At 46.1% G+C, this 19,632-nt stretch carries 19 protein-coding genes; 3 read left to right on the top strand and 16 right to left on the bottom strand.

Annotated features, from left to right (window positions below):
* Positions 1–9: 9 nt before the first annotated feature.
* The 8 genes from KAI36_RS11075 to KAI36_RS11040 all read right to left on the bottom strand — a co-directional run bounded on the left by KAI36_RS11075 (position 10) and on the right by KAI36_RS11040 (position 6,529).
* Positions 10–762, bottom strand: a complete 753-nt coding sequence (locus tag KAI36_RS11075) for an amino acid ABC transporter ATP-binding protein (RefSeq protein WP_025722945.1) — start codon at positions 760–762, stop codon at positions 10–12.
* Positions 759–1,469: an amino acid ABC transporter permease gene (locus KAI36_RS11070; protein WP_023988356.1), complete on the bottom strand. Its 711-nt coding sequence runs from the start codon at positions 1,467–1,469 to the stop codon at positions 759–761. Before KAI36_RS11070 ends, KAI36_RS11075 begins: the two co-directional genes overlap by 4 nt.
* Positions 1,466–2,245: an amino acid ABC transporter permease gene (locus KAI36_RS11065; RefSeq protein WP_023988355.1), complete on the bottom strand. Its 780-nt coding sequence runs from the start codon at positions 2,243–2,245 to the stop codon at positions 1,466–1,468. Before KAI36_RS11065 ends, KAI36_RS11070 begins: the two co-directional genes overlap by 4 nt.
* Before the next feature lie 76 nt (positions 2,246–2,321).
* Positions 2,322–3,170 (bottom strand): transporter substrate-binding domain-containing protein, encoded by an 849-nt coding sequence (locus tag KAI36_RS11060; protein WP_220027735.1) that lies wholly within the window; start codon positions 3,168–3,170, stop codon positions 2,322–2,324.
* Between the two features lie 160 nt (positions 3,171–3,330).
* Positions 3,331–4,221: a LysR family transcriptional regulator gene (locus tag KAI36_RS11055; RefSeq protein WP_013310069.1), complete on the bottom strand. Its 891-nt coding sequence runs from the start codon at positions 4,219–4,221 to the stop codon at positions 3,331–3,333.
* Positions 4,222–4,329: 108 nt separating this feature from the next.
* Positions 4,330–4,860: an NADPH-dependent FMN reductase gene (ssuE, locus tag KAI36_RS11050; RefSeq protein WP_220027734.1), complete on the bottom strand. Its 531-nt coding sequence runs from the start codon at positions 4,858–4,860 to the stop codon at positions 4,330–4,332.
* A gap of 17 nt (positions 4,861–4,877) precedes the next feature.
* Positions 4,878–6,218, bottom strand: coding sequence for an LLM class flavin-dependent oxidoreductase (locus tag KAI36_RS11045; RefSeq protein ID WP_023988352.1), 1,341 nt, complete (start codon positions 6,216–6,218; stop codon positions 4,878–4,880).
* Between the two features lie 41 nt (positions 6,219–6,259).
* On the bottom strand, positions 6,260–6,529 hold the full coding sequence (locus tag KAI36_RS11040) for a glutaredoxin family protein (RefSeq protein WP_023988351.1): 270 nt from the start codon (positions 6,527–6,529) through the stop codon (positions 6,260–6,262).
* A 272-nt stretch (positions 6,530–6,801) separates the two neighbouring features.
* On the opposite strand from KAI36_RS11040, the gene KAI36_RS11035 reads away from it, so the two are divergent.
* Positions 6,802–7,671 carry a DUF421 domain-containing protein gene (locus KAI36_RS11035; protein ID WP_028542379.1) on the top strand — a complete coding sequence of 290 codons (870 nt, stop codon included), beginning with the start codon at positions 6,802–6,804 and terminating at the stop codon, positions 7,669–7,671.
* Positions 7,672–7,758: 87 nt separating this feature from the next.
* Here the strand turns inward: KAI36_RS11035 and KAI36_RS11030 are convergent, their stop codons facing one another.
* The 5 genes from KAI36_RS11030 to KAI36_RS11010 form a co-directional block, all read right to left on the bottom strand.
* Positions 7,759–8,883 carry a sensor histidine kinase gene (locus KAI36_RS11030; RefSeq protein WP_220027733.1) on the bottom strand — a complete coding sequence of 375 codons (1,125 nt, stop codon included), beginning with the start codon at positions 8,881–8,883 and terminating at the stop codon, positions 7,759–7,761.
* The gene (locus KAI36_RS11025; protein ID WP_220027732.1) at positions 8,880–9,554 is read right to left on the bottom strand and encodes a response regulator transcription factor; all 675 of its coding nucleotides are present in this window, start codon (positions 9,552–9,554) and stop codon (positions 8,880–8,882) included. Before KAI36_RS11025 ends, KAI36_RS11030 begins: the two co-directional genes overlap by 4 nt.
* 61 nt (positions 9,555–9,615) lie before the next feature.
* Positions 9,616–10,431 (bottom strand): ABC transporter permease, encoded by an 816-nt coding sequence (locus tag KAI36_RS11020; RefSeq protein WP_220027731.1) that lies wholly within the window; start codon positions 10,429–10,431, stop codon positions 9,616–9,618.
* Positions 10,428–11,447 (bottom strand): ATP-binding cassette domain-containing protein, encoded by a 1,020-nt coding sequence (locus tag KAI36_RS11015; protein WP_220027730.1) that lies wholly within the window; start codon positions 11,445–11,447, stop codon positions 10,428–10,430. Before KAI36_RS11015 ends, KAI36_RS11020 begins: the two co-directional genes overlap by 4 nt.
* A gap of 240 nt (positions 11,448–11,687) precedes the next feature.
* Positions 11,688–12,017 carry an antibiotic biosynthesis monooxygenase family protein gene (locus KAI36_RS11010; RefSeq protein ID WP_220027729.1) on the bottom strand — a complete coding sequence of 110 codons (330 nt, stop codon included), beginning with the start codon at positions 12,015–12,017 and terminating at the stop codon, positions 11,688–11,690.
* A gap of 94 nt (positions 12,018–12,111) precedes the next feature.
* Between KAI36_RS11010 and KAI36_RS11005 the strand changes: the two genes are divergently transcribed.
* Complete coding sequence (locus KAI36_RS11005) at positions 12,112–13,011, top strand: LysR family transcriptional regulator (RefSeq protein WP_071558822.1); 900 nt, start codon at positions 12,112–12,114, stop codon at positions 13,009–13,011.
* Between the two features lie 2 nt (positions 13,012–13,013).
* On the opposite strand, the gene KAI36_RS11000 is transcribed toward KAI36_RS11005, so the two are convergent.
* On the bottom strand, positions 13,014–14,204 hold the full coding sequence (locus KAI36_RS11000) for a GTP-binding protein (protein ID WP_220027728.1): 1,191 nt from the start codon (positions 14,202–14,204) through the stop codon (positions 13,014–13,016).
* A 189-nt stretch (positions 14,205–14,393) separates the two neighbouring features.
* Here KAI36_RS11000 and KAI36_RS10995 point away from each other — a divergent pair, with 189 nt between their 5' ends.
* On the top strand, positions 14,394–15,374 hold the full coding sequence (locus KAI36_RS10995) for a DMT family transporter (RefSeq protein WP_220027727.1): 981 nt from the start codon (positions 14,394–14,396) through the stop codon (positions 15,372–15,374).
* 147 nt (positions 15,375–15,521) lie between these two features.
* On the opposite strand, the gene KAI36_RS10990 is transcribed toward KAI36_RS10995, so the two are convergent.
* Entirely contained in the window at positions 15,522–16,496 is a 975-nt protein-coding gene (locus tag KAI36_RS10990) for an aldo/keto reductase (RefSeq protein ID WP_220027726.1), read from the bottom strand.
* 406 nt (positions 16,497–16,902) lie between these two features.
* Positions 16,903–19,578, bottom strand: a complete 2,676-nt coding sequence (locus KAI36_RS10985) for a YhgE/Pip domain-containing protein (RefSeq protein WP_220027725.1) — start codon at positions 19,576–19,578, stop codon at positions 16,903–16,905.
* Between the last annotated feature and the right edge of the window lie 54 nt (positions 19,579–19,632).

The raw sequence follows: 19,632 nt of genomic DNA, 5'->3' as shown, positions 1-19,632 counted from the left end.
CTCTCCCGTCTAAATTGAATAGTTATATTCCGGTGTAATCCGTTTCAGGAATTGTTTGGTACGTTCCTCTTTGGGGTGGTTAAAAATGTCGTCCGGTGTGCCTTCCTCGATAATATGACCGCCATCCATAAATACCACATGATTTGAAACATCGCGCGCAAAACCCATTTCATGTGTAACGACAATCATTGTAATGCCTTCCTTCGCAATCTTGCGGATCACCGACAGCACCTCACCCACCAACTCAGGGTCCAGCGCCGAAGTCGGCTCATCGAACAAAATCACTTCTGGGTTCAGCGCCAAGGCACGCGCTATGCCAACACGCTGCTGCTGCCCGCCGGATAGTTGGCTTGGATAATGATTCAGCTTTTCACCCAGACCGACCTTTTCCAGCACTTCAATGCTAATTTTTTTCGCTTCCTCCTGCTTGACCTTGCGGACAACGACAAGTCCCTCCATGACATTTTCCAGTGCTGTTTTATGCTTGAACAAATTGTACTGCTGAAAAACCATAGCCGTCTTTTGACGTAGAGCCAAAACATCCTTCTTCGCAGGTCGCTTGCAGTTCACTGTAAAATCGCCAATGCTGACTTCCCCATCATTCGGCTTTTCCAGATAATTAATGCAGCGTAGCAGAGTCGTTTTTCCTGAACCGCTCGGGCCTAAAATAACGACGACCTCGCCTTTGTTCACGGTCAAATCAATGCCTTTGAGCACTTCATGTTTGCCGAACGACTTCGTTATATTTTGCAGACGGATCATGATGCTCGACCTCCATTAAACACATTGATTTTCTTCTCCACCAAGCCGGATATTCGCTCAATTAATACCGTCAAGCCCCAAAATAGCAGTGCAGCCGCGATATATACCTCTAAATATTTCCAGTTGGTAGATGCTAGAATTTCAGCCTGTGCCTGGATTTCTGTGACCGAAACCGTGAAGGCCAAGGTAGAGCCATGAAGCATTCCAATAACGGAATTCGTCAGGTTTGGCAAACTCACCACGAACGCCTGCGGAAATACAATCCGTCTCAGCACTTGCCACGTCGTCATACCAACGGCATAAGCCGCCTCGATTTGCCCCTTGTTGACCGATTGGATTCCAGAACGGACGACCTCTGACATATACGCGCCACTGGTAATGGAAAACGAAATGAGTGCAAATACCATATAAGGAACATCTTTGGAATGCAGAGGCCAGCCGAAATGCTTCGCTCCCGCATCAATCAACAAAGGCAAACTGAAATAAATAAGCAGCAAATGCATCAGCATCGGTGTGCCACGGATAAAGGTAACGTAACCGTGAGAAATTTGGGACAACACAGGAACCTTATAGATTCGCGCCAGTGCCGTTATAATACCGATGACCAACCCTGCCAGTACGGAAACCACCGTAATAATTAAAGTGTTGGGCAGCGCGGAGAACAACCCTAAAAAGGCAGTATATATAAATCCAAAATCCAGACTCATATGCCTTTACCTCCTTTACTAAGACGAGGACTTCTCAGGTAGCGCACCACAAAACTTTTTCGTTTTTCGGGTTCTTTCTGTACTGCATCCCGATGCTCATGCCGGAGAAGCGTATTTTCCAGCACCTTGAACAATTTTTGTAAAATCAGACTGATCACCAGATAGATAAGGGATAACGCGATATAGGTTTCAACAAAATGCTGGGTAGCCGACCCTAATGTCTGTGATTTCCCTGTCATCTCCATCGCTCCGATCGTAAATGCCAGCGAAGTATCCTTCAGATTGCCAATCACCAGATTGGAAAATACCGGAACCACCACAGCCAGCGCTTGCGGCATTATGATACGTGTAAAGGTCTGATAGCCTGACATGCCGACGGACTGCGCAGCCTCGATTTGTCCTCGATCTACTGCCTCTACTCCTGACCTGATAATTTCGGAAATAAAGGCTCCACTATTGAGCGCGTAGGTCGCTACGGCAAACCACAGCACATCCCATCTAGAGGAATTGATATCCACCAGCTTTAGTAGCTCTGGCAGGCCGTAATACACCAGAAACAATTGGATTAGAATAGGTGTTCCGCGAAAAAAGGAAACATACACTTGAGAAACACGTTTGAGAAATGGAATGTTATACATGCGAGGCAGCGCAACCAACAGACCAATGATAAGCCCCAATACAAGCGAGCTTGCCACAATAAATAAGGTGATGTGTAAGTAAGACAGCATTTTCGGGATAAAGCTAAAAACATAGTCAATATTGAACTCTCTGCTCATATGCCTGCCTCCTTTCTATACATCAACGGTCAGAATACATAGAGTACCCTGACCGCTGAAATGTCCAAGTCTATCCTCACTTCTTACTGCTACCTTCTTTTTTCACATCTTCCAGAGACTTAGTGAAATCCTCTCCAAGCCATTTAATACTCAGCTTCGACAACGTACCGTCGTCCTTCACTTCCTGAATGGCTTTGTCCAGGTCATCCGCCAACCCTTGCTCATTTTTGTTCAGTACATACAGTACATCCGATTGAGTCAAAGGATCACCAACGGTTTTCAGAGCTACTTCTCCTTTTTCATCGGTGTTAAAACGGTTCGCAAAGTCTGTCGTAACGGTAGCATCTATACGGCCGCTCGTAATTTGTTGCACCGTATCATTGGCTGCACCACTCGTATAAACGATATTCAGTGCATCTCCGTGGGTTTTGTTATACTCTTTCAGCACATACGCCGCATTACTGGTTGGGCTGGTGAGTACCTTTTTCCCTTTCAAATCATCAATTGAATGAATGGTATTGTTATCCTTCGCTACAGCGACTCTGTTCAGAAAAATGCTATACGGATTTTTGTTGAACAGATACTTGGCTTCGCGCTCCGGGTTTTTTTCCATTTGATGCGATACCAGATCAATCTTGCCGGCATCGAGACTTAGCAGCAAATTTCCAAAGTCCATCGTTTTGAATTCAAATTCGTATTGAGGCAGGCGCTTGTCCAGCTCCTTAATCAGCTCCACATCAAAACCTGTTAAATTTCCGTTTTCGTCAATAAAGCATACATTTTTGAATTGAGTACCTGTGCCTACGATAATTTTCTTCACGTCTCCGCTTGAACCTGACGCGCTAGACTCGTTATCTGAGGAACCGCAGCCTGCCAACACCAGGATGATTGCCATAACAGACAATATTGCAAACCACTTTTTCATATGAATCCCCCTCATCTCTTTGTATATCAGCAGTTTGCGACATACATGGTAGCTACAACATCTAATAATTCATAATTCCTATAAGTTTAATTGGTTTTAGGATGTGATTAATTTAACACCTGGAAACCTATACGTCAATCCACCAAGCTATAGAACATTTCTATAACAAAACAGCACCCCGGAAACCTTCTGTCAGTGCATCTGCAAAATCCGAGGTCACTGCACAGTCTTCTTTGGTCGCTATTATGCTAATCTGCATAGACACCCCAGCTACCTCTGGAACATGGATACGGAACAGTTTCTGATCTTTCACTTCACGGTTCACACAGACATCCGGCAAAAAGGCTATACCCGCTTCTTCCAATACCAGCTTTTTGGCCGTGACCACATTGTCTACCTGAAAAGCAATGTCCGGTGGCTGCTCCAGTGATTCAAAAGCGCGATGAATCCTCATCCAATCTAGTGATCCGCATTCGAAAAATACCAGTGTTTCACGTTGAATATCCTGTATGCTGGCCTTTCCTGTTTTCATAAACGGATGGCCGTCGTATACATACAGGGAAATCGGATCTTCATAAAAAGCAAGCGTACGGATAGCCGGATGCATCACTTTACGGACAAAACTAATGTCTACTTCACGGTTCAACAGTTTATGTACCAGTTGATCCGTCGTAGCCGTCACAATTTTGTAGTTAACCTCTGGATAACGGGCACGAAGCTGCTTTAATATTTCAGGAATGATGTAGTTCGACACCGATATCGTGCAGCCAATTCGAATTTGCTGAGGGGCTTTCTTACGCTGTTGGAGCTTTTGCTTCCCTTTTTGCAGCACCTGAAGCATCTGCTCCGCATAAGGAAGAAACTTTCGTCCATCCTCCGTCAGAACCGTTTGCTTGCTTTGGCGGTCGAACAGCTTGCATTCTAGCTCGCGCTCTAGCGTCTGAATCCGTGCTGTGACAGAGGGCTGGGACAAGAACAAGGCTTCTGCCGCCTTGTTAAAGCTCCCATAATGATTCACGTATACAAAGGCTTCCATATTCTCGATATTCATACGCAAGTCCCCCAGTAAGTTTTATATACATTTATCCAATACGTTAACTTGGTTTTTTTGTATCATAAAACTCACTGAACGACCTGTCAATGGAAATATTGAAAATATCTATAACTTTAATAGCTCATTTAGTTCTTTAACAGAACGTTCCAACCGTGCCACCAATTCTTCGGACAACCCGTATAGTCCATCCGGCAGACGTTCGACCCACTGATCCACTGCGTACACCCCGCCAAGAATATGTCTTCCGCCCAGTGCATTAATAACCGGCTTCAAGGCATAGTCAATGACCAGCAGGTGAGCCAGCGTGCCTCCGATAAATAAAGGCAAGACAGGTTTCCCTCTTAGCCCCTCCTGCGGAACCAAATCCAGGAATATTTTCAATAGTCCTGAATAGGACGCCTTATAGACTGGAGAAGCCACAATAACTGCGTCCGCTGCTGCAATCAGCGCAAGTGATGCAGTGACGTCGGGACTATTAAAGTTAGCCTTTATCAAATCCTCAGCTGGCAAGCCGACCACATTCAGTAATGTGACCTCCGCTCCAGCCTGCTGCAACTGCTCTGTTGTATAGTTAATCAAGCCGTATAAACGGGATTGTGTAGACGGACTGCCTGATAGGATGACAACCTTGGACATATTTTTTCCTCCTTCTGTTATGCGTCAACCTTCACTTTGGATTTGGCTGCTGTATAGCGGTTCTCAGGAATAGGCACGCCCAGGTTTTCACGCAGTGTGCTAAATTCATAATCCTGACGGTAAATACCGCGTTCCTGCAAAATAGGCACAACCAGATTTACGAAGTCATGCAGACCCGATGGTACATCAGAACCAATGATGAATCCGTCTGCTCCTTTTCTTTCAAACCACTCCTGCACTCGATCCGCTACCTGCTCGGCGGTTCCGATAAAAGAGGTTCTCGGCGTAGCTGAACGCAACGCAACCTCGCGTAAGGTCAAGTTTTGTTCCTTGGCTACTCGTTTGATTTTATCTGTACCGCTGCGGAACGCATTGCTGCCAATACCATCAAGCTCAGGGAATGGCTCATCCAGCGGATATTGTGAGAAATCATGATGATCGAAGAAACGTCCCAAATATTTTAACGCAGCCTCAATCGTCACCAGATTAGTGATCTCTTCATACTTACGTTCCGCTTCCTCCGTCGTGCTGCCAATAATCGGCGATATGCCCGGCAAAATGACAATATCCTCTTCTGATCTACCATAGCGTACCGCACGTTCTTTCACATCACGATAAAATTGCTGCGCTTCCTCTAACGTTTCATGTCCTGTAAATACAGCATCCGCTTCCTTGGCGGCCAGGTTTTTGCCATCCTCCGAGGAACCTGCCTGAAAAATAACCGGCTGTCCCTGCTTGGATCGTCCAATGTTCAGTGGACCCTGCACAGAGAAAAACTCACCTTTATGGTTCAATGTATGCAGCTTTTCAGGATCAAAGAATACGCCGGCTTCCTTATCACGAACGAACGCATCCTCTTCCCACGAGTCCCACAGTCCTTTGGTAACCTGTAAATACTCCTCTGCAATTTTATAGCGCTGCGGATGCGACGGGTGCTCGCCTTTGCTAAAGTTAAGGGCAGAGCCTTCCAGCGGAGAAGTCACCACATTCCAGCCTGCACGACCTCCACTAATATGATCAATGGAAGAAAACTGGCGTGCTACCGTGAACGGTTCGCTATAGGAGGTCGACAGTGTGCCGACCAGTCCGATATGCTTCGTCACCCCAGCCAAAGCGGACAGAATCGTAATTGGTTCAAAACGGTTCAGAAAGTGGGGGATGGATTTTTCGTTAATGAACAGGCCATCTGCGATAAATACGAGGTCAAACTTTCCTTCCTCTGCCTTTTGCGCCTGCGTTTTATAAAATTCAAAGTTAACACTCGCATCCGCAGGTACTTCAGGGTGACGCCAAGTCGTCATGCTTCCCCCAACACCGTGAATAATCGCACCAAATTTAATTTGTCTATTCTTAGCCATAACCCTTCCACCTCTCTTGAAAATAATGATTTCCCGTCGGCTTATACCACTTGATTGTAACTTTCCAGCACTTTACCCAACTCTTCCAGATCCGGGTTGAGCAGTGCTTCATATTTGTTATCCCCGCCTACCTCGACGACAGGGACATAACGAATACCATATTTGGTCTCCAGCACGTCACGCAGCGCATCATTTCCGTCCACTTGGATATTTTCATACGGCTGATTTTGGGATTCCAGGTACGATTTGATCTCTCCACAAAAATGACAGCCGGTTTTACTCCACAATACAACTTTAGGTTTGGACGACATATACATACCTCCGTGAGCTTAATGTTTATAATCCCGATGAATTAAATAAGAATTATATTTATAATGTATCCTGCCGTCCCTTTTCCGTCAATCGCTTGTGTAATAGACATTGACAATTCAACGATAGAAAATTTTAATTTCATATCGTAATCAATCGGTTTGTTGGCAGCTCGGTTATTTAAATTTAGGGAAATTGGAGTTTAAATGTGCCTTGACGCGGATATCCTTGGAATAGTAGCGCCCTTGTGGCGAAATGAAATGAGGTTGAGCAAATGCAGGATTGGGCCGAGGTTGCTATACGCACATTAATGGCTGTCGCTATATTATTTTTAATCACCAAAATTCTTGGAAAACGTCAGGTATCCCAGCTTTCCTTGTTCGAATATATAACAGGAATCACGATAGGTAACCTGGCTGCTACCATTCCTATGGAGCGTGAATCCACCTGGTATCTAGGCCTCATAGCCTTGTCAGTATGGGTACTGACAACACTTGGCATTGAATATTTGCAAATTAAAAGCAAGAAAATCAGAGATATAACAGATGGAAGGACAACAATCCTGATCAAAGACGGCAAAATTTTAGAGGATAATCTGAGAAAAGAACGGCTTACCCTGGATGAACTCATGGAGCAGCTTCGAAGCAAGAATGTATTCAAAGTATCTGACGTGGAATTTGCTCTTATGGAAACCAGTGGCGAAGTCAATGTGCTGTTAACCAAAGACAAGCAGCCTGTTACACTTAAGGATCTGAATATGCAGCAATTACCGGAGAAGGAACCAACAGCAGTCATTATGGATGGACAACTTATGGAGCAACAAATGGCATATATGGGGATCACTCAACAATGGCTGGATGCCAAGCTAAAGGAAAAGAGTCTAACGGTCAAAGATGTGTTTTTCGCGCAGGTGGACCCGCAAGGAGAACTGTACATTGACCAATATAGTGATAATGTACAGCTAAACAAGGTGCAGGATTCGAATCAAGCCGTGCTGACTTTGCTGGAACAATGCACAACGGAGTTGCAAAAACTCGCATCTGGTTCCAGTGAGCAACAAAGAAAACAGCTATATGAGCAATGCTCACAAAGCTTGAAAGAAGCTATACAGGAGATGCAGCCGGTGAATACATCTAAGTCCTGAGCACATACGCATATGCCATAAGAGTATAAGTATGGGAACTAAAAAGGAGTGTCCTTCAGCCGTTTGTGGCTTTGAAGACGCTCCTTTTTAAATTACTGTGCCGGTGTACGTTTCACAGTTGCTGCTGCCTTTCATTACTTTCTTGCGCAGCGGCAGCATAACTGTAAATACCGTTCCTTCTCCCACCATGCTGGATACAGAGATAGAGCCGGTATGCATCTCTGTTATTTTATAAGCAATGGAAAGTCCCAAGCCACTGCCTCCTGCGGTTCGGGCCCGTGACTGGTCTGCTTTATAAAAACGTTCAAAAATGCGCTGCTGATCCTGTTCGTTGATGCCCTGTCCCGTATCCGCAATGCAGATAACCGCCTGATCACCGTTACTTGAAAGAGAAATAGATATGCTTCCACCCTGTGGTGTAAATTTAATGGCATTGTGAAGAAGATTCACCCAAACCTGGCTCATCAGATCCTCGTCCGCGTTGACCTCAACTATATCCACCTCAACATTCATATCGATTTTTTTAGCCTCCCATTGCGGTTCGCAGGCGAGAATAAGCGAAATCAGCTGCTTATCCAGCCGATAAAGGGACGGACGAAACGGATGCCGCTCCGAATCCAGAATCGCCAGCTTCATGAGATTATCGCTTAGCTTGGATAGACGAATACACTCCGTCTCGATGATCGTCAAATACCGATCTCGCTGCTCACGATCCAGATTCTCATCCTTAAGCGCCTTGGCGAATCCGATTATCGAGGTCAGTGGTGAGCCGATTTCATGGGATACGTTCGAAATAAACTCCTCCCGCAGTTTTTCCATAGCCTTCAGATTTGCAGCCATTTCATTGATACTGTCCACCAACTGTACATAAGGATGCGGTCTCCGATGTTTTCCGTTCCGCCCGCCGAGGTCCCAATCCAGATTAATGTGAAAGTCTCCTTGCGAAATACGTTTTAAAGCATCGATCATTTCGGTAAAAGCGTGCTGCTCTCTAGGCTGGATGAAGCGTCTTACCGTCATACTGATAATACCGAAGAAGAAAAAGCCAAGCGTCGCATTAATAAGAAAGACGAACAAATCATGAAAAGCCCATGACATGCGCGAATAGATCGCCGCCGTAATAAAGTACGCGGCAGTCCAGCTGAGATACAGCACCAATAACACCAGCATGAGTCTCGCAAGGATATGGAGGAATCCCGGTTCCCTCTTCATTGCCGTACCTCCAGCCGATAACCCAGTCCCCGGATCGTACTGATCCGGAAGGAGTGCCTTGCCTCCGGAAACCGTTCCCGAAGGCGCTTGATATGGACATCAACTGTTCTTTCGTCTCCCTCATAATCATAACCCCAGATCTGTTCGATCAACTGGTCGCGGGTAAAGGTTTTGCCAGGATAGCTGGCCAGCTTGAAGAGCAGCTCAAACTCCTTGCGCGGCAGGGTAATCTCCTTCTCTCCAGCCCGACACTCAAATGTATCGCTGCGCAGGACAAGATCTCCGACAGTCACTGATTTTGAAGCCATGATACGATAACGTTTTAATAAAGCCTTCACACGTGCGACAAGCACCATGGGGTCGAATGGCTTGACAAGATAGTCGTCCGTTCCGAGCGCGAAGCCTTTCACGATCTGTGACGTCTCGCCTTTGGCTGTAAGCATAAGCAGCGGCAGGTCGGTCTGCTCTCGCAGCTTACGACACAGCTCCCAACCATCCATTCCCGGCATCATGATATCAAGAACAAGCAAATCAACCTTGATTTCATCAAAAATGCGCATCGCGTCCAAACCATCCACCGCCTCGACTACCTCCAGACCTTCCATTCTCAAAAAGTGTCCGACCAGTTCACGAATATGCGGATCATCATCAACGACCAATACACGCGTCATTCCAATCCCCCCTAACTAACTCTGCCTTAAATCTCTCATCCTCGTCAAGAAGACCGCCATCTTATGCTTTACGCATATAAGCACGCACCGTAAGCGGCGCGAAGATCGCCACAATGACTGTAGCGCCAAGCAGGGAGATCGCCAGTTCCCCGCCAATCGTTCCCGTATTCGCAAGCTCCCTGACTGCGTTCACAAGATGTGAAATCGGGTTGACGTTCACAAACCACTGCAGCCAACCAGGCATTGTGTCCACAGGCACAAATGCATTGGAAACAAAAGTGAGCGGAAACAGAACAATCATGGAGATGCCCTGTACACTGGAAGCAGTGCGGGCAATCACGCCAAAGAAGGCGAAAATCCAGCTGACTGCCCAGGAACACACGATGACCAAAAGCGCGGCGATAGCGACACTCAGCAGTCCTCCCTCTGGCCGATACCCCAAAATATACCCCATGGCGAAGGTAAGTACAGTCGCAATAGTATATCGGATACTGTCAGCAAGCAGAGCTCCAGCCAAAGGCGCAATGCGTGCGATTGGGAGTGACTTGAACCTGTCGAACACTCCTTTGTCCATATCCTCACGTAGTTGGACGCCGGTAACGACGGAGGTCGAGATCACAGTCTGCACGAGGATGCCTGGAATAATAACCGGCAAATAATGCTGCACGTCTCCTGAGATGGCGCCGCCAAAGATATAGGTAAACATAAGGGTGAAAATGATTGGCTGGAGCGTGACATCAAACAATTGCTCGGGAGTATGCCGGATCTTCAGAATGCCCCGGTAGGCCATCGTCATGGAATTGAAGAACGCCTGCCTGAAACTCACAGACTTCTTCAATGTGCGATCAGAACCTGTCATAATAGTAATACTCTTCATGCTCTCGCCCCCTCCATAGCATGCGCTCCTTGGGACGTCTGCTGTCTGTTTACTTGTGCCCCATGACCAGTGATGGACAAAAACACCTCGTCGAGCGTCGGCTTCTGCACACTCATCTCTGCTAGACGAATCTCTCCGGTACGGAGGGCGATCAGCAGGTCCGTTACCCGATCTGCGTTGGCCATCGGAGAGATAATCTTTCCAGCTTCCACTGACACGCTGGACTTAACTGAAAGCACCTGTTCAACGATCTGAACAGCTCTCTCGATGTCCTGTTGATTTTGCACTTTGAGTTGCAGAGTCGACGCCCCCACTGCCGCTTTCAGGTCATCTACCGTACCCTCAGCGACTACCCGGCCATGATCGATCACCGCGATTCGGTCAGCAAGTTGATCCGCCTCGTCGAGGTACTGGGTTGTGAGCAGTACGGTGGAACCGGTCTTGACCAGACGCCGGATCGTGTCCCACATCTGGACACGCGTGCGCGGGTCTAGTCCGGTAGTCGGCTCATCCAGGAAAATCAGCGGCGGTTTGGCAATGAGACTTGCGGCCAAATCCAGCCGACGGCGCATACCTCCGGAGAAATGCTTTAGCGGTCGTTTGGCCGCTTCGGCCAAGCCAAATTCCTCCAGCAGCTCCGCTGCCTTATGACGCGCCTCGGCACGTCCCAGTCCAAGCAGTCTGGAGAAGATGATCAGGTTCTCGGTAGCGCTAAGTGACTCATCGACCGATGCGTACTGGCCTGTCACCCCGATCAATTGACGCACAACCTGCGGCTCCTTTACTGCATCGTGCCCGAAGATACGGGCTGATCCTCCATCGGGCCGCAATAACGTTGACAGCATTCGGATGGTAGTCGTTTTGCCTGCTCCATTAGGACCAAGCACACCGTAGATCGTGCCAGCACGCACGTTCAGGTCGACACCGTCAACCGCCTGCTTGTCACCAAAAGCTTTTACGAGTCCCCTTGCTTCAATGGCCAAGGTCTCTTTTCTGTCTGTATAATCCACATTCATATCCTCCCTGTACGGTTTCTATAGAGAGGATAACCCACGTTTATGAACTGAATATGAATAGAACCGTTTACGTTTTCCAAAATGGTCGACGATGCCTTTCTGACAGAGAAGCCAAAGAAGTCCCTATATGGGACTTCTTTGGCTTCATCTCATGGATGTCCTTTTAATGGAATAATGGAATTAAACCTTTATTTCCAGATTCGGCTTCATGCTAAGCACTAACGTTGATATTGAACCTATTTACACTGTAAAAAAATAATCTCGTTCTACCTTGCTCACTCTTAAACCAAATGTTTTATACCACTCGGATTTCCCTTTTTCCTGCGCTACCTTGTGCAGCTCGTTATGTTTCCAATTTTTTATAGCGTCCAGAGACTCCCAATAGGAAACTGTAATGCCTACTCCATTGTGGTCACGAACACTTTCCACACCTAGTAAACCAGGCTGTTGGGCAGCCAGTTCCACCATTTTGTCTCCCATTACTCCGTATCCGCCATCTCCTTCCGTACGTTCAGAAGTAAAGATAGCCGCATAATAGGGCGGACGAGGAGTTTTAGCAATTGAATTCATATGACCCTCCTAAAACAAAATTAAATAACCTTTCTTTAATTTGATTATAATCATAAATAATAAATAAAAAAAATGAATATATCTGATATGATTCATGAATATATTTCATAAAAAAATAGGAGTGAACACGAATTTGTTTAAATATAAGATTTTTCTTTGCGTAGTTGAAATGGGAAGTTTCACAAAGGCCGGGGAAGTTTTAAATCTTACACAATCAGCAATCAGCCATGCGATCTCTGGATTGGAACATGAACTAGGGCTGACTCTTCTGATCCGAGGTCGTTCAGGCATCAGATTAACCAATAACGGGGAAAGATTAATGAAGCGATTTAGAGAGATTGTACAAATGGACGAAAAGCTTTACCAAGAGGTAGCTTTAATTAAAGGATTGGAAATCGGAACCGTAAAGATCGGCACATTTTCAAGCGTCTCTATTCATTGGCTGCCCCGTATTCTAAAAAAATTCAATGAGCAGTTTCCTCTTATTGAAGTAAAACTGCTCGATGGGAACTACCATGAAATTGAGAGCTGGATAGTCAGTGGGGAAGCTGATTTCGGCTTTGTGAACCTACCCACGTTAGACACATTAGAGGCGTTGCCATTAAAAGAAGAAAGCATGCTTTGTCTACTTCCTTCCGATCATATTCTTGGAAAGCAAGCCTCAATTCGAGTAGAACAGCTCAGAGACGAGCCTTTCATTATGCCTGTTGCAGGCTGTGACACCGATGTAAGAAATATTTTTTCACAGCATAATATGTCACCTAAAATCAAATATGAATTAGAAGATGACCATGCGATTATGGCTATGGTGCAGAATGGCCTAGGCGTGAGTATTCTTCCTGAAATGATCCTGTCTCACATTCCTTACGACATCTCTATTCGGCCTTTGGACGAAAGGCATTCTCGTACTATCGGTATCGCTACCGCTTCCTTAAAAAATGTTTCTCCAGCAGCTAAAAAATGTATGGACTTTATTACTGAATGGATCAACTAGCTTCAGCATGTCGGCCAAGGAAGCGGATTCTCAAAACTGGACCAGTCCATATCCATTTCGTTATCGTTCAGTAGACATTCATCTAGCTCTTCTTCCAAGTCCGATCGATTCATTCCGATACCTATCATGACGATTTCGTTCATGCGGTCGCCCCATTGTTCATCCCAATGGTCCAGAGCCTCAGGGTCGGCTGCGACGATCTCCTGCCGTTCTTCTTCAGATAACGCAGCAAGCCAGCTTCCCGCAGGGCCAAATTGAATAGATGGTCCTGCCTGGCTAATACTCGCTGCCCAATCCTGCGGGGTTGCAATCCAGGCCAAACCTTTGGCACGAACGACCTCCTCCGGCCAGTAGTTCATAAATTCAGCCAATCTCGCAGGATGAAATGGTCTTCTACGGCGATATACAAAGGAATTGATCCCATATTCGTCCGTTTCCGGCGTATGGCTTTCAAGCTCCAGCTCACGAATCCATCCAGCGGATTGACTAGCCTTGTCAAAATTGAACAGCCCTGTATTCAAAATGTCCGAAGGAGCGACCTTTCCTTTAGAAGTACGAATGATTCGGGCTTCAGGCTGTAATCTCCGCAGCACACCCTCCAGCTTGTCCAGCTCCGCAGGCTGAACCAGATCGCACTTATTCAGAATCAATACATCACAGGTTTCAATCTGGTCAATCAGCAAGTCCGAGATATCACGCGTGTCGTCTTCACCAGTAGCCTGTCTGCGATCCAGTAACGTTTCTCCTGATTCAAAATCATGCCAGAAACGGTTCGCATCAACTACGGTCACCATGCAATCCAGTTTTGCCAGCGATGCCAAATTAATGCCCGTTCCTTCATCAACGTATGTAAAAGTTTGAGCGATTGGCACGGGTTCACTGATGCCTGTAGATTCGATTAAAATATAATCAAAATCGCCTTGTTCCGTCAGCTTCTTGACCTCCAGCAATAAATCTTCACGCAATGTGCAGCAAATACAACCATTAGACAACTCGACCAGTTTTTCTTCTGTTCTGGACAAGCCGCCCTCTTTTTTAACCAGCTCAGCATCTATATTCACTTCACTCATGTCATTGACGATGACTGCCACTTTCATTCCATCCCGATTGTTTAATACATGATTCAAAATCGTTGTTTTTCCTGCACCCAAATATCCGCTCAACACTGTTACCGGTATTGCTTTCTTATTCATCGCAGTTACGCTCCCTTGAATATTGGCTTTTCATTTTCATTTTTTAAATCGTAATAATTACTATTAACATCAACTTTCAGTAATATACAGCATCCCTTTTACCTTGTCAACTGTAAGAAACTCTTGAATTGAATGATCTAAAGTTATTAATATGAGAAATAACGATACTTAAAGAATTAGGTGATTGCTATGCGCTCAATCTGGTTAGGTGTGTTGGCGGCTTTCTTTTTTGCTTTTACATTTGTTCTGAACCGGTCTATGGAGCTGTCTGGCGGGAGCTGGATCTGGAGTGCTTCATTGCGATATCTGTTTATGGTTCCTATTCTAGTCGTCATTGTGATGACCCAACAAAAGCTTAAGCCTCTTTGGAAAGTCATGAAGGAACAACCAGGAACGTGGTTGTGGTGGAGCTTCATCGGATTTGGCTTATTTTATGCTCCGTTATGCTTCGCATCGGCTTATTCACCGGGTTGGTTGATCGCGGGAACCTGGCAAATTACCATTATTTCTGGTTCTTTGCTTGTCCCTTTATTTGCTGAGGTTGTCCAAACGGAGAACGGCCCTGTCAAAATACGAGGAAAAATCCCCCTCCAGGGACTGTTGATGTCTCTCGTTATTTTAATCGGCATTATTGTTATGCAAGTCGAACAGTCGCAATCTATTTCTACCCAAGATTTTTTATTCGGTATTCTGCCTGTCATACTCGCCTCATTCGCCTATCCATTAGGTAATCGTAAAATGATGGAAGTCTGTGCGGGACGATTGGATGCCTATCAACGTGTGCTCGGGATGACATTAGCCAGCTTACCCTTCTGGTTATTGCTTTCGTTATATGGAGTTTTCAGCGCGGGAATGCCGAGTAAGGAACAGACGATACAGTCTGCTTTGGTGGCCATGTTTTCAGGTGTGATCGCTACGGTTTTATTTTTTAAAGCTACAGATCAGGTTCGTGAAAATATGCAAAAGCTGGCGACCGTAGAAGCAACACAATCGCTGGAAGTTCTTTTTGCATTAATGGGAGAATTAATCTTTTTGTCTATCCCCATGCCGTCTCCTTTATCATGGATGGGTATGTTCATCGTCATCCTCGGCATGATTCTGCACAGTTATGTAACACATCATAAGAAAACCACTCAGAAAATCATATCTAAAAAGATAGATCCCATTTAGCGCATATTTATTCTTGTTACGGTCGTTCAAGTGTGGATCAGGCACCAGAAAAAAAGCAGCAGATCAAAGAGGAAGCTCCTGATCTGCTGCTTTTTTGCCGATTATTTCTCACAAAGAATGATGTTTTATTACGAGTACGAAGTATTATTACCAAGCGTAGGCTTCTGGCGCAGGTTTTCCCGGACCGGGGAAAATCTCATTCAGCTTGGCAAGCACATCTTCGCTCAATTTGACCTCAGGTACCCGTAGAGCATCCTCTAACTGTTCTAAGGTTCGTGGTCCGATAATTGGAGCCGTTACGGCCGGATGGGACAGTACCCAAGCCAGTGCAATCACGTCTTCCTTTTCACCCAGCTCGCGGGACAATGCTGCAAATTGCTCCAGCTTCGCACGATTCTGCTCCACCTTTTCTTTGGCGCGTGCGCTGCGAGAACCCGTACCAGCTAAAGCATTCCGTCCCAGCAGTCCGCCCGCCAGCGGGCTCCATGGAATCACACCCAGACCCAGCTCTTGAGCTGCTGGTAATACTTCAAGCTCGGCGGAACGTTCGTTCAGGTTGTACAAATGCTGCTCGGATACAAGCCCCAGAAAACGCCGTGCCTTCGCTTCTGCCTGCGCCACCGCAATATGCCAGCCTGCAAAATTACTGGAACCGATATAATCAACTTGTCCCCGATCCACCACGGACTCGAATACGCCCCACAGTTCATCCCATGACACATTTCGGTCAATGTGATGCATTTGATATAGCTCTACATGGTCGGTTTGAAGACGTTTCAGCGACGTATCCAAATGACGGCGAATTTTGTAAGCAGACAAGCCTGATCCTGCATTGGGTCCGTCATGTTCATTTTTCATGTCTCCGTATACCTTCGTTGCCAACACGACCTTCTCGCGTCTTCCGCCGCCCTGCTGGAACCAGCGTCCGATAATTTCCTCTGTCCAGCCTTTACGATCATGGCCATATACATTAGCTGTATCAAAAAAGTTAATGCCCGCATCCAGTGCAGCATCCATAATTTTAAACGCATCCTTTTCTTCGGTTTCTGGTCCGAAATTCATCGTCCCCAGACATAACCGACTAACCTTCAAGCCTGACTTTCCTAAGTATGAATACTCCATACTGCTTCCCGCCTTTGCCTAAGGATTTTAAAATTCCGCAAAATTACATGCCAAAAAAGACCATACTCCGTTTATTCACCAGAAAAAACCACATTGAAACAACCCCAAATGCAATTTAAGGTTGGATAGCGCATGCAAAAAAGCCCCACGCACCGCCGAAGCAGCAAGCGCGAGGCATCTCCTACCATACTACCTACTCCATATGAAAAAATAGTGACTTTACGGCGGTTGGGCAGCGGAGCGGAGAATTTGAATCTGGAGAAGCGGAGCGCTCGCCTTTGCCATGGGATTCTTACCTTGTCATGTCCTATCCAATCCAAAGAATTCCGTGGCAACAGCGATCGTAAGATCAAATCCTTCGCGGAGCGGCTCACTTCAGCCACCGTAACTCATTCTTTTTTTACAATCAAGGAATCAATTTCGTTTCTTTTGCTCGCTCGGCCATTTTTTTCGTATGCTTGCTGAGCGGCTTCTTAAATACCAATCCAAACAGGAAGCAAACACCGATAAATACAAACAGCATCACCACATCCCGTATCACCGTTGAAGGCAACATCCCTCCTACTGTCTCTCGTAACAGACTAACCGCATAGGTGAACGGTACAAACGGATTCAGCGCCTGAAAGAACGGTGTACTCGTCGCAATCGGGAATGTCCCTCCTGAACTGGAGAATTGAAGCACCAGCAGGATGACTGCCAGTCCCTTGCCGATATTGCCGAACACAGAAACTAGTGTATAGGTCATCGCCGTAAACACCAGACTGATCAGCATAGAGGATAGTACAAAAGCTACTTTGGCATCCACATACGCCCCGAGCAGGAACAAGTCACCGAGAGATACGCTCAGCGCTTGAAAAATGCCAATCGTGGAGAATGTCATAAGCCGTCCGAAATACACTTGGTAGCTTTTAAATTGTCCTTCCGGGTCATCCACATCTACCCTGAACATCGAGACCAGTAGCATCGCACCTACCCAAATCGACAATGTAGTGTAAAAAGGTGACATCGCAGAACCATAGTTGGGGATTGGGTATATCCGCTCCTGCTTCAACGATACCGGACTGCCGAGAAAATCACTTTCCTTTTTCACATCCCCCTTGAGCAATGCAATAGCGCGTCCGAGTGCATTTTCGCCCTTAAGCTTGCGAATTGTGTCTGCAGCCTGACGTATGGAATCCTCGGCGGCTGGAAGATCGGTCCTTACAAAATTGGCTACTTGGTGTACCGCTTTTTCTGCTTCAGGAAATTTATTTTCTATTAAGTCAGCCATTTTGACAAACTGTTGTTCCGCTTTAGGCAAATCATTACGCACAAAATCTGCTGCCTGATGAATTTTACTTTTAACCGCTGGCAAATCGTTATTTACAAAGTCTGCCGCTTTGTTCACAGCATTCGTAAACTCGCCCATGCGCCCCTGAATCGTCGTCGCCGCTTCATGCAATTTTTGACGGTATTGTGGCAGATCCTGCTGGAGACGTGTTAGCTCTTGCTGACCGAATTCTGCTGCAGCCTGTGCGTCATTTAATAGCTTTTCAATATTCGGTAGCTGCTCTTGAGCTGTAGTCAGCACATTGGCAGAATTGCGGGCAACGGATTTGATCTGGTCCAGCGCCTTTTGAATGGCGGGTGCATACTCCGTATCATAATTGCCCAAAATGCTGTCAATTCCGCTACTGATTTCTCCTGCAAGGCGATCAGTGTCATCCAGCAGATTTTGCGCAGGCTTTTCGCCGCGCTGAATGGCATCCCCGATGCTAGTTACTGTGCTATTCAAACGACGGAAACGATCCTCTACCCCGCTCACACGCGAAATAAGTGAATCCAGAGGTTGACTTGGCAAATATCCGTTCACACGGTTCAGCAATTGAGAAATATGATCCAACACTCCCACGGCAGTTGTCAGCCTACCGCTGACACGATTCACCGCAGCTTGTGCTGCTTTAGGATCAAAATCCACACCACGAATAATGTCTGTAATCTGAGAAACTTCATTCGCGATTTGTTGTACCAGTTGTAAGTCTTCTTTAACTACTGTACCAATCGAATCAAGCGCACCCTCGTTTTTGTCCAGAAATTCAAGTAAACCGGTTGTAAAATCCTTGCCTGAGTCCGCTATTTTCTTTACTTCTGGCAGTGCTTTCTGGGCAGCATTAATGACTTTAAGAGCCGTTTGCGTGTCCTCTAGGGCGGTGGCCAGTGCGCTTTCTACCTTGCTGAAATTTTGATCCAGTTCAACAATTCGATCACCGGCCTTTTGAATATCAGGTAGTCTTTTTTGGATATCCAAAATAACAGCGGCTACCTTGTCCAGCTCAGGCATGTTTTTGTCAATTTTGAGCACCAGGTCACCAGCACGGTTAATTTCAGGAATTTTCTCCTTCAATGCAATGATCTTTTGTCCCTGTGCCTTAATTTTCGGCAGATTTTGCTCCAGCTCCAATGCCTGTTTGCCCAACCTATCGATATCCGGTAATCGATTATTTAGCTCCAACACCCGGTTCTCAATGTTACGAATCGTCGGGAGTTCCTCCTCCAGCTTGACTCCTGCTTCCTTCAACTTCGTCAATACCGCCTGGCTGGCAGTTTCAATAAAGTTTTGGCTAATCTGATTCGTCAGAGAGGTTGCCCCCGAAGATGTAATTTTCGGAGCTACTGCATTAATTTTTTCATTTACGGCGTAATCAATTTCCGGCTTTTGCGGATTTTCCGTCAGCACACTCGTAATTTTCTCTGAAAAATCTTTCGGGATCAGCAGGCTGGCATAATAATCACCATTCAACACACCTTTTCGTGCTTCCGCTTCATTGACAAAAGTCCAACCCAGCTTCTTGTTATTTTGAAGGTTATGCAAAACCTCATCGCCGATATTAATCTTTTTACCATTCACTTCTGCACCTTGATCTTGGCTGGTTACTGCAATTTTAATCCCAGATGTATTCGCATACGGATCCCACATCGCTTTCAAATTCACCCATGCATAGACAGAAGGCAAAAGAATGATGCCAATGACTAATAAAGTCCCGGTCGATACTTTGAATACATTTCTCCAGTCTGTTAAGTAGATTTGCCATATCTTCCGCAACTTCATCACTCCTTGTATGTACATTAACCTGTCGTCCATTGTTGTATGCACACG

Source organism: Paenibacillus sp. S02 (assembly GCF_019454065.1).
Lineage (GTDB): Bacteria > Bacillota > Bacilli > Paenibacillales > Paenibacillaceae > Paenibacillus > Paenibacillus polymyxa_B.
This window is presented reverse-complemented; position numbering and strand designations above follow the sequence as displayed.